Below are 10,861 nucleotides of genomic sequence, written 5' to 3' on the forward strand. Positions count from 1 at the left end.
GACGCCGGCCCGAGCGGCGGGCACGCCGTACGGCGTCATCCGCGCTAGATTTCGAGCGTGACCGCAGTCAACGAGGACGCCCCCATCCCGGACCCGCCGCAGCACTGGGAGGCCGATGTCCTGTTGCGTGACGGCCGGACCGCCCACATCCGGCCGGTGCGCGCCTCCGACGCCGAGCTCCTGGTGGACTTCTACGCCCGGGTCTCCGACGAGTCGAAGTACTACCGCTTCTTCACGCCGATGCCGCGGCTCTCCGAGCGCGACGTGAAGCGCTTCACCCAGGTCGACCACGACAAGCGGGTCGCCTTCGTGCTGCTGGTGGGCGGGCGGATGATCGCGATCGGCCGCTTCGACGTGGTCTCCGACGGGGCCGCCGAGGTCGCCTTCCTCGTCGAGGACCAGCACCAGGGGCGAGGCATCGCCCAGGTCCTGCTCGAGCACCTCGCCCAGGCCGGTCGCGAGCGTGGCGTCGAGAAGTTCGTCGCCGAGGTGCTTCCGGACAACCAGCGGATGATCCAGACCTTCCGCGACGCCGGCTATCAGGTGGTCAGCGGCTACGAGGACGGGGTGATCTCGCTCGAGTTCCCCATCGACCCCACCGAGACCGCCATCGGCGTGATGCAGCAGCGTGAGCACCGGGCCGAGTCGGCCTCGATCGACGCCTTCTTCAACGCCCGCTCGGTCGCCGTCGTCGGCGCCAGCCGCCGCGCCGACAGCATCGGCCGGGCGATGGTGCGCAACCTCGTCACCGGCGACTTCACGGGCAAGGTCTACGCCGTGAACCCGTCCGCCAGCGCGGTGTCGGGCATGCCCACCTATGCCACCGTGAGCGACATCCCCGGTCCCGTCGACGTCGCGATCGTCGCCGTACCCGCCGAGGCCGTCCAGGACGTCGTGCTCGACTGCGCCGCCAAGGGCGTGCACGGGCTCGTGGTGATCTCCTCGGGCTTCGCCGAGACCGGCGACGAGGGACGCCAGCGCCAGCGTCGTCTGGTCGGGCTGGCCCGCTCCTACGGCCTGCGCCTGATCGGCCCCAACTGCCTGGGCGTCATCAACACCGACCCCGAGGTCTCGCTGAACGCCTCCCTCTCCTCGCTGATGCCGCCGCGCGGCCGGGCCGGCTTCTTCTGCCAGTCCGGCGCCCTGGGCACCGCGATCCTGGAGAAGGTCTACGGCCGCGGCCTGGGCCTCTCGACGTTCGTCAGCGCCGGCAACCGCGCCGACGTCTCCGGCAACGACCTGCTGCAGTACTGGGAGGAGGACGACTCCACCGAGGTGGTGCTGCTCTACCTGGAGTCGATCGGTAACCCGCGCAAGTTCTCCCGGATCGCCCGTCGGGTGTCGCGCCGCAAGCCGATCGTCGCCGTGCGGTCGGGGCGTACGACGCAGGGGGTGCCGCGCGGGCACGCTGTCCGCGCGATCGCGGCCCCGCGCGAGGCGGTCGACGCGATGTTCCGCCAGGCCGGGGTGATCCAGGTCGACACCCTGGAGGAGATGTTCGACGTGGCGCAGTTGCTGGCCCACCAGCCACTGCCACAGGGGCGCCGGGTGGCCGTGGTCGGCAACTCCGACGCCCTGGGCCTGCTCGCCGTCGACGCCGCCGCCTCGGTCGGCCTGGTCGTCAACAAGTCGGTGTCGCTGGGAGCCGAGGCCACGGCCGAGGACTTCGAGGACGCCCTCGACGCGGCGATCGACGACCCCGAGGTCGACTCGGTGGTCGCGGTCTACTTCCCGCCGCTCAACACGACCGGCGAGGACGTCGCCAACGTGCTGGCGGCCGTGGGGGAGCAGTCCGACAAGCCGTTGGTCTCGACGTTCCTCGGGGCCGAGGGCGTCCCCGAGCTGCTGCGGGTCCCCGACGTCGCCGGCTCCACGGCCGGTCGCGGCTCGGTCCCGTCGTACCCCGCCGTGGAGTCCGCGGTCCGGGCGCTGGCCCGGGTCGTGGAGTACAGCCTCTGGCTGCGTGCCCCGGACGGGGCGCCGGTCGCCGAGGAGCACCTCGACACTCACGCCGCCAAGCGGCTGGTCAACGAGGTGCTCGCGCGCCACCCCGAGGGGCGCGATCTCTCGGGCGAGGAGCTCGACGAGCTGCTCGGGGCCTACGGCATCAGGATGTGGCACACCCAGCCCGTCGCCTCCCTGGAGGAGGCCCTGGCCGCGGGGGAGGCGCAGGGGTGGAACGTCGTGCTCAAGGCGACCGCCGTCCACCTGCGTCAGCGTCCCGATCAGGCGCACGTGTGGCGCAACATCGACAACGCCGACGAGATGACCGACGCCTGGCGCACCCTCAGCACCGTCATCACCGACCCCGCCAACGCCGACTTCGTCGTCCAGAAGAACGCTCCACCCGGCGTCCCGGTCTCGATCGGCACGATCGAGGACCCGCTGTTCGGGCCGGTGGTGTCGTTCAGCATCGCCGGACCGCTCACCGAGCTGGTGGGCGACAAGGCCTACCGGATCCCGCCGTTGGGCGAGCGGGACGCGGCCGACATGGTCCGCGAGGTGAAGTCGTCCCCGCTGCTGTTCGGCTACCGCGGCAGCGAGGTCGTGGACGTGGCAGCGGTGGAGGGGCTGGTGCGCCGGGTCGCCCAGCTGCAGAACGACCTGCCGCAGCTGCGCTCGCTCGACCTGCCGCTGGTGCTGGCCGGCGCCGAGGGAGCGACGGTCCTCAACGCCGCCGCTCGCGTCGAGCCGGTGATCGACCCGCGCTCCGACTGGTTCGTGCGCCGGCTCACGGCGATGCCGGGGGACACGCTCAAGGACTGAGCGGTGACCTACGATCGGGCGGTGCTCATCTCCGACTCGCACCGCATGCTCTTCGTCCACGTCCAGAAGACGGGAGGCGTGTCGATCCAGCACATGCTGGAGGCGGCCCTGCCGGACGCGCGCAAGCTGCGGCCGCCGAACCGGCACGCGACGCTGACGGAGATCCTCGAGCGGGAGCCGGCCGTGGTCGACTACTGGTCGTTCGGCTTCGTGCGCAACCCGTGGTCGCGGCTGGTGTCCTGGTACGACATGGTGCGGCGGCTGATGGTGGAGGCAGACCGCGGTTGGAAGGGCTCCATCCGGCACCTGACCACCAACCCGTTCCTGGGGGCGGTGGCGCGCGACTACCCGACGTTCGACGACTTCGTGCTGCGCGGCCCCGACGAGTGGGAGCGGCTGCGGACCCCGCAGATCGACTATCTGCGGACGCCGAATCGGACCGTGGACTTCATCGGGCGCACCGAGTCGCTGAGCGCCGACATCCGTCACGTCTTCGCCCATCTGGGCCTCCCCGAGCCCGAGGAGGTGCTGCGCAAGAACACCGCGGAGGCCAAGCCGGACTGGCGCGAGCGCTACACGCCGGCGACCCGGTCGCGGGTGGCGGAGATCTTCGCGCCCGACCTGGAGCTGTTCGGCTACGAGTTCTGAGCCGGGTGGAATCCCGTCCCCCGAGCCTGGCGTGACAGACTGCCGCCATGCGCAGCCGCACTGCTGACCAGGATCGCTCGTTCGAGCTCAAGGACGCGATCGACCGTACCGGCTACTACCCCGAGGTCGTGGCCGACGGGGTGAACGGCGCCGTTGCCGGAGAGCAGGTCGTGGCCTTCTACGTCCACCACGAGCCGACCATCGAGCGCGACGAGGTGCGGCGTCACATCACGGTGGTCGTGCTCACGCCGTCGCGGCTGATCCTGGCCCACACCGACGAGCACGCCGGCGACGACCTGCTGCCCGAGCCCTACACCTCCACCTCGACCGAGGCCATCTCGCTGTCGTCGGTGAAGTCGGTCGTCGTGACCCGGATGATCGCCAACCCGACCGGCGGCCCGACGCCGCCGGCCGAGGCCGTGCTGACCATCGGCTGGGGCGGGGTCGGCCGGATCGACCTCGAGCCCGCGGGCTGCAGCGACCCCCAGTGCGACGCCGACCACGGCTACACCGGGGTGCTCGCCTCCGACGACTTCTCGCTGCGCGTCTCCGAGGCCGCGGACGGCCACGCCGCCGTCGAGGGGCTGCTCGCGTTCGCCGAGCACCTGTCCGCCAAGACCCACGGCGCGTGAGCGACGGCGCCGCCGCCATGAGCACGCCGACGGCCGGCTCGTTCGTCGAGCCCGCCTACCAGCAGCGCTCCCTGGGCGACGTGGTGCCGGCGGTGGCGGAGGCCCTCGGGGTGGGACCCCTGCTGCCCGACGGGCCGGGCCCCGGGCTGGTGCTGCCGGGCGCCTCGTCGTACGTCGTGTTCCTGATCGACGGGCTCGGCGCCGAGCTGCTGCGTCGCTATGCCTATGCCGCGCCGTTCCTCGCGACCCTGCTCGACGAGCAGCAGGACGGGACCGCGGGCGTACCCTCGACCACCGCGACCAGCCTGACCTCGCTCGGCACCGGCCTGACGCCGGGGACCCACGGACTGGTCGGCTTCACCTCGCGGGTGCCCGGCACCGACAAGTTGCTCAACGCGCTCTTCTGGGACAAGTCCGTCGACCCGCTGACCTGGCAGCCGCACCCGACGGCGTTCGCCCGGATGGCGGCGGCCGGGGTCAGCATGACCGTCGTCAACAAGCGGGAGTTCGAGGGCAGTGGGCTGACGACCGCCGCCCACCGTGGTGCGGCGTACGTCGGGGCGGACCGGGTCGGGGAGCGGATCGCCGGGGTCGTGGCGGCGGCGCAGCGGAGTCCCTCACTGACCTACTGCTACGACGGGGACCTGGACTGGACGGGCCACAAGTTCGGGGTCGCTTCGACCCCGTGGCTCCAGCAGCTGTCGATGATCGACTCGGAGGCCGAGCAGCTGCGCGACGCGCTGCCCGCCGGCACCCGGCTCGTCGTGGTCGCGGACCACGGGATGGTCGACAGCCCCGACGAGAGCCGGATCGACGTCGACCAGCACCCCGAGCTGCGCTCAGGCGTGGCGCTGCTCGGTGGCGAGGCCCGCTTCCGCCACCTCTACTGCGCGAGCGGCGCCGTCGACGACGTGCTCAGTGCCTGGCGCGAGATGCTGGGTGACCGGGCCGAGGTGCTCAGCCGCGACGAGGTGATCGGCCGCGGCTGGTTCGGCGAGGTCCACCCGGACGTCCGGCTGCGGCTCGGCGACGTGATGGTCGCCTGCCGGGGAGACGCGGCCGTGATGAGCAGCCGGGACTTCCCCTACGAGCAGACGCTGGTCGGGCTGCACGGCTCCCTGACGCCGGCCGAGATGCTGATCCCGATCCTGATCTGCTGACGGCTCAGCCGAAGGACAGGTCAGCCGAAGGGCAGGGGCTCGGGCGCCAGCGAGACGGCCTTGGCCCTCGCGGCGGTGAGTCGCCGGCGGTGGTGCTGGCGGCAGAGCACCTCGTAGGCGACCTCGATCTCGTCGGCCTCGTGGCGGTCGGTGTCGCCCACGACCACGACCTCTCCCTCGGTGACCATCACGCCGTTCTCCGTGCGAGCGTTGTGCGTGGCCCGCTTGCCGCACCAGCACAGCGCCTCGACCTGGAGCACGTTCATCCGGTCGGCGATCTCGACCAGCCGGGCGCTGCCCGGGAAGAGCGCGGTGCGGAAGTCGGTGAGGATGCCGAACGTGAAGACGTCGATCTGCAGCTCGTCGACGATCTTGGCCAGCTGGTCCACCTGGGTGGCGGTGTAGAACTGCACCTCGTCGCAGATGATGTAGTCGATGCGCCCACCCTGGGTCAGCGTCTTGACCACGTAGCTCCAGAAGTCGAAGTCCGTGCCCACCTCGATGGCGTCGTGGGTCAGCCCCAGCCGGCTCGACAGCGTGGCCTCGCCCGCCCGGTCGTGCGCGGTGAAGATCCGGCCGACGCGCCCCCGGGCCGCGTGGTTGTGGTTGGTCTGGAGCGCCAGCGTGCTCTTTCCCGAGTCCATGGTGCCGGTGAAGAATTGGAGTTCAGCCACGGGCGCAGAGTCTCCCACAGCCGGGCGGATGCCGTGTCGGCGACGGGCTGTCGGACCGGCTGTCAGATCGGCTGGCTATTGTCGGGGAAATGGACTTCCGATACCTCGGCAACAGCGGTCTCAAGATCTCCGAGATCACCTACGGCAACTGGCTCACCCACGGCTCCCAGGTCGAGAACGACGTCGCGACGCAGTGCGTGCACGCCGCCCTGGACGCCGGCATCACGACGTTCGACACCGCCGACGTCTATGCGAACACCAAGGCGGAGTCGGTGCTCGGTGAGGCGCTCGCGGGCCAGCGACGCGAGTCGCTGGAGATCTTCACCAAGGTCTACTGGACCACCGGCCCGGGCGGCCCCAACGACTCCGGGCTCTCGCGCAAGCACATCATGGAGTCGATCAACGGCTCGCTGACCCGGCTCGGCACCGACTACGTCGACCTCTACCAGGCGCACCGCTTCGACGTCGAGACGCCGCTCGAGGAGACCATGCAGGCCTTCGCCGACGTGGTGCGCTCGGGCAAGGCGCTCTACATCGGCGTCAGCGAGTGGACCGCCGACCAGATCCGCCAGGGGGCCGCGCTGGCCCGCGAGCTCGGCTTCCAGCTGATCTCGAGCCAGCCGCAGTACTCCATGCTCTGGCGGGTCATCGAGGACGAGGTCGTCCCCGCCTCCCGTGAGCTCGGCCTCTCCCAGATCGTCTGGTCCCCGATCGCCCAGGGCGTGCTGTCGGGGAAGTACCAGCCCGGCCAGGCGCCGCCCGCCGGCTCGCGCGCGACCGACGACAAGGGGGGTGCGGACATGATCAGCCGGTTCATGAACGACGACGTGCTGACCCGGGTCCAGGCGCTGCGTCCGGTGGCGGAGTCGCTCGACCTCACGATGGCCCAGCTGGCCGTGGCCTGGGTGCTGCAGAACGACAACGTCGCCAGCGCCCTCATCGGCGCCTCCCGGCCGGAGCAGGTCCACGAGAACGTCAAGGCCGCCGGCGTCACGATCCCCGATGACGCGATGAAGCAGATCGACGAGGCGCTGGGCGACATCGTGGAGCGCGACCCGGGCAAGACCGCGGCGCACAGCCCGCGCCAGCGCCCGACGTGAGTGACCCCACCGGGCCGCTGATCGACGTCGAGGAGCTCCGGCGCCGGCTCCCCGACGTCACCGTGCTGGACGTGCGCTACCGCCTCGGCCGCGAGGACGGACCGGAGCAGTACGCCGCCGGGCACGTCCCGGGCGCGTCGTACGTCGACCTCGACACCGAGCTGGCGGCGCCCCCGGGGGAGGAGGGACGCCACCCGCTCCCCGAGCCGGCGCTCTTCGAGGCGGCGATGTGCCGGGCCGGGGTCGGCGCCGACCGACCCGTCGTCGTGTACGACGACTGGTCTGGGCACGCGGCCGCCCGGTGCTGGTGGCTGCTGCGCTTCCACGGTCACCCCGACGTCCGCGTCCTGGACGGGGGATGGGGGGCTTGGAAGGGCGCGGGCGGCGCCGTGGAGACGGGGTCCGCCCGCTCCCTCCCGGGGGACTTCGTCGCGCGTCCGGGAGGGATGCCGGTCGTCACGCCCGAGCGCGTGTTGCGCACCGACGTGCTCGTCGACGCCCGCGCTCCCGAGCGGTTCCGTGGTGAGGCCGAGCCGGTCGACCCGGTGGCCGGCCACATCCCCGGCGCGGTCAACGTGCCCACGATCGGCAACCTCGACGAGACCGGCCGGCTGCGCCCGGCCCCCGAGCTGGCGGAGCTCTATGCCGCCGTGGGCGCCGTCCCGGGTGCGGACGTCGCGGCCTACTGCGGCTCCGGCGTGACCGCCGCTCTCGACGTCCTCGCGATGGAGGTCGCCGGCGTGCGTGCGGCGCTCTACCCGGGCAGCTGGAGTGGCTGGATCACCGATCCGGACCGACCGGTCGAGACCGGCGGGGGACGGCCGCGGGCATAGCTGGGGCATAGCTGGGGTCTCGCGCGCGTTCTCGCCCCATGGAGTCACACGAGGGTGCACAGCCGAGGGGGAGCATCGTCATCGGCGCCGGCCAGGCCGGCCTGTCGGTCTCTCGCCACCTGCTGCGCCTGGGTGTGGACCACGTCGTGCTCGACGCCAACGCCGCCCCGGGAGGGGCCTGGCAGCACCGCGCCCGCTCGCTGAGCATGGGCGACGTGCACGGCATCGCCGAGCTCCCGGAGGCGCCGCTCCCCGACGTCGACCCGACCCGGGCGGCCCGTGCGGTGCTGCCGGACTACTTCGCCGGCTACGAGCACGACTTCGCCCTCCCGGTCGAGCGTCCCGTCCGGGTGGACCGCGTCGTGTCCGAGGGGGACCTGCTCGTCGTCGAGGCCGGCCTGCGGCGCCTGCACACCCGGACGCTCGTCAACGCCACCGGGACCTGGGAGCGACCGTTCCTGCCGGCCTATCCGGGCGCCGCAGACTTCCGGGGACGTCAGCTGCACAGCTCGTCGTACGACGGGCCGGGGGAGCTCGCCGGGCAGCGCGTGCTGGTCGTCGGGGGAGGACACTCCGCGGTGCAGATCCTGGGGGAGATCGCGCCGGCCTCAGAGACGCTCTGGGTGACCCGACGTCCGCCGCTGTGGCGCACCAGCGACCTGCGTCCCGAGGACGGCCGCGCCGCCGTCGCCCTCGTGGCCGAGCGGGTGGCCCAGGGGCTGCCGCCGCAGAGCGTGGTGAGCGTGACCGGCCTGCACCTGCGCGAGCAGGAGCAGGCGGCGGTCGAGACGGGGGCCTACGAGCGACTGCCGATGTTCGATCGGATCGTGGCCGACGGGGTCGTCTGGTCGGACGCTCGCCACGAGCGCGTGGACGTGATCCTGTGGGCCACGGGCTTCCGGCCGTCGCTGGGCCATCTCGCTCCGCTGCGACTGCGGACGCCCTCGGGCGGCGTGGAGCTGGACGGGACCACGTCGGTCGCGGACCCGCGCGTCCAGCTCGTGGGCTACGGCCCGTCGGCCAGCACGATCGGCGCCAACCGCGCAGGGCGGGCGGCGGCCGTCGCCGTGCGCGACCTGCTCAGTCGTTCTTCCCTCCGCCGAACATGATCTCGTCCCAGCTCGGGACCGACGCGCGACCGCGGCTCTTGCGCACCGGACGACGAGCCGGCGGCTCGGGTGTCTCGTCGGCCGCCGCGGGCTCAGCGGCGGGGGACTGCTTCGGGCTGGGCTCCACGAGTGGCTGCTCGGGCATCGTCGGGCGCCCGCGTCCCGCGCGGCCCTCGCGCACCCGGGCGGCGGTCTCGCTGAGGTCGACGGTGGACTCGTCCGGTCCCAGGACGTCCGGAGCCTCCTCGGCCGGTCCGTTGGCGAGGCCGAGCACGTCGTCGCCGAGCTCGTCGGCCTGCTGATACCCCCCGGACTGTTGGGCATCGGTCTGCTGGGCACCGGACCGCTGCAGACCACGCAGCTCGTCCTCGGCGAAGGGGAGCTGGTCCTCGCCCTCGGCGACGGCTGCCAGGCGGCGCTCCCGGGCCCGGTGCAGGTCGTCGTGGGACGGGGTCACCACGGCCTCGGCGATCGGCTCGCCCACCAGCCAGCGGGCGTCGTCGTTCTCGGCGACCACGTAGTTGCCGGGCAGGTCGAAGACGTAGGTCGCGGCACCGGTGCGCCGGCCCGCGGCGTACGACGCGGTGAGGGTCCAGCGGCCGTCCTCGCGGCGCCAGGCGTCCCACTGGACAGTGCTGGGGCTGACTCCCTGGGGGCGCAGCTGGGCGGTCACCGCGTCGCCCAGGGTGCGCGCACCGTGGTCACCGGACTTGCGGCGCACCGAGGAGCGCTGAGCGCGGTCGGCCACGTGGGCTCGCTCGGCGAGCACGGGGCCGGCGTAGATGAGGATCTTCTCGACGCTGCTCCCCGCGGCCTGAGCCACGTCCTCGGGCGACTCCCCGGCCCGGATCCGGGCCTGGATGTCGCGGGGGCGAAGGGCGCTGTCCATCTTGGTCTCCAACTGGCCGGTGCGTGCGTTGTCGCCGCGCAGGGCGGCCCGGAGTCGCGCGTCGACGTCGAGGGTGAACTCGAGGCCGGCGTCGTCGACCAGCAGCAGCCGCGCGCCGTTCTCCCGCACCCCGAGCAGGGTGAGGTGCCTCATCGCGTCATCCTGCTCCTGCCTCGTCACGAGACCGTCCGCTGCCCTCGGCACGGGGTTGTGCTGAGCCATGGTCACCTCCCGGTCTTCGTGCACCGACATCTCCGGTGGGGCGAGCCTACGCCAGCCGTGGCGCAGGCCGGGACAACGCGCGCGATGAGCGGCGGAGGTAACCTCCGCCCGTGCCCATCACTGTCTCGCAGCGGCCTGCTTCGGCCCCCGTCTGCGGCTGGAGTGGACCGTGATCACGATGGTGGTGGTCCTCGACCTCGTCGGGATCTTCGTCTTCGCGATCTCCGGTGCGCTGGTCGGCGTCCGCAAGCAGCTCGATGTCTTCGGCGTCCTGGTCCTGGCCGGTACGACGGGTCTGGGCGGTGGCTTCCTGCGCGACGTGCTGATCGACGCCACGCCACCGGCCGCGCTCACGGACTGGCGCTACCTGGTGGTCCCCGTGGCGGCGGGGCTCGTGACCTTCGTCTACCACCCCGCGCTGGGCCGGATGGAGCGGTTGGTCAACCTCTTCGACGCGTTCGGGCTTGCCGTCTTCTGCGTGGCGGGCGCGCTCAAGGCGCTCGACTACGGGCTCGGTCCGGTCCCCGCCGCGCTGATGGGCATGGTCACCGGCATCGGAGGCGGGATGCTGCGCGACGTCCTCGCCGGACGGGTCCCCGAGATCTTCCGCGGACCTCTCTATGCGACTCCCGCCCTGGCCGGCGGCGCGATCGCGGTCGCTGGCGTCGAGGCCGACCTCCCCCTGGTCCTCGTCACCCTCCTCGGCGGCGGCGTGTGCCTGGCCTGGCGGCTGCTGGCGATCTGGCGCAACTGGCAGGCGCCGATGCCCAGGGGCCCCGCCAGCGTCTGACCCGCCGAGTCGGCGCATCTTGACCATCGAGTCGGGGG

General features: G+C 72.3%; 10 protein-coding genes. 8 read left to right on the top strand and 2 right to left on the bottom strand.

What is annotated here, in order from left to right; all coding sequences use genetic code 11:
• Positions 1-57: 57 nt before the first annotated feature.
• From ACYU7L_RS16350 to ACYU7L_RS16365, 4 genes are read left to right on the top strand one after another with little or no spacing between them, the layout of a single operon-like run.
• On the top strand, positions 58-2,766 hold the full coding sequence (locus ACYU7L_RS16350) for a bifunctional acetate--CoA ligase family protein/GNAT family N-acetyltransferase (RefSeq protein ID WP_460798724.1): 2,709 nt from the start codon (positions 58-60) through the stop codon (positions 2,764-2,766).
• Between the two features lie 3 nt (positions 2,767-2,769).
• Entirely contained in the window at positions 2,770-3,414 is a 645-nt protein-coding gene (locus ACYU7L_RS16355; protein ID WP_460798726.1) for a sulfotransferase family 2 domain-containing protein, read from the top strand.
• A 47-nt stretch (positions 3,415-3,461) separates the two neighbouring features.
• Complete coding sequence (locus ACYU7L_RS16360; RefSeq protein ID WP_460798728.1) at positions 3,462-4,046, top strand: DUF5998 family protein; 585 nt, start codon at positions 3,462-3,464, stop codon at positions 4,044-4,046.
• On the top strand, positions 4,043-5,206 hold the full coding sequence (locus ACYU7L_RS16365; RefSeq protein ID WP_460798730.1) for an alkaline phosphatase family protein: 1,164 nt from the start codon (positions 4,043-4,045) through the stop codon (positions 5,204-5,206). Before ACYU7L_RS16360 ends, ACYU7L_RS16365 begins: the two co-directional genes overlap by 4 nt.
• A gap of 20 nt (positions 5,207-5,226) precedes the next feature.
• Here the strand turns inward: ACYU7L_RS16365 and ACYU7L_RS16370 are convergent, their stop codons facing one another.
• Positions 5,227-5,880, bottom strand: coding sequence for a thymidine kinase (locus ACYU7L_RS16370; protein WP_460798732.1), 654 nt, complete (start codon positions 5,878-5,880; stop codon positions 5,227-5,229).
• Between the two features lie 89 nt (positions 5,881-5,969).
• Here ACYU7L_RS16370 and ACYU7L_RS16375 point away from each other — a divergent pair, with 89 nt between their 5' ends.
• From ACYU7L_RS16375 to ACYU7L_RS16385, 3 genes are read left to right on the top strand one after another with little or no spacing between them, the layout of a single operon-like run.
• Positions 5,970-6,980 carry an aldo/keto reductase family protein gene (locus tag ACYU7L_RS16375; RefSeq protein WP_460798735.1) on the top strand — a complete coding sequence of 337 codons (1,011 nt, stop codon included), beginning with the start codon at positions 5,970-5,972 and terminating at the stop codon, positions 6,978-6,980.
• On the top strand, positions 6,977-7,813 hold the full coding sequence (locus tag ACYU7L_RS16380) for a sulfurtransferase (protein ID WP_460798738.1): 837 nt from the start codon (positions 6,977-6,979) through the stop codon (positions 7,811-7,813). Before ACYU7L_RS16375 ends, ACYU7L_RS16380 begins: the two co-directional genes overlap by 4 nt.
• Before the next feature lie 38 nt (positions 7,814-7,851).
• Entirely contained in the window at positions 7,852-8,922 is a 1,071-nt protein-coding gene (locus ACYU7L_RS16385; protein ID WP_460798741.1) for an NAD(P)-binding domain-containing protein, read from the top strand.
• On the opposite strand, the gene sepH is transcribed toward ACYU7L_RS16385, so the two are convergent.
• Positions 8,894-9,964, bottom strand: coding sequence for a septation protein SepH (gene sepH, locus ACYU7L_RS16390; protein WP_460798744.1), 1,071 nt, complete (start codon positions 9,962-9,964; stop codon positions 8,894-8,896). The genes ACYU7L_RS16385 and sepH overlap by 29 nt on opposite strands.
• A gap of 247 nt (positions 9,965-10,211) precedes the next feature.
• Here sepH and ACYU7L_RS16395 point away from each other — a divergent pair, with 247 nt between their 5' ends.
• Positions 10,212-10,823 (top strand): trimeric intracellular cation channel family protein, encoded by a 612-nt coding sequence (locus tag ACYU7L_RS16395; RefSeq protein ID WP_460798847.1) that lies wholly within the window; start codon positions 10,212-10,214, stop codon positions 10,821-10,823.
• Positions 10,824-10,861 lie beyond the last annotated feature (38 nt).

Source organism: Nocardioides pacificus, from assembly GCF_054775955.1.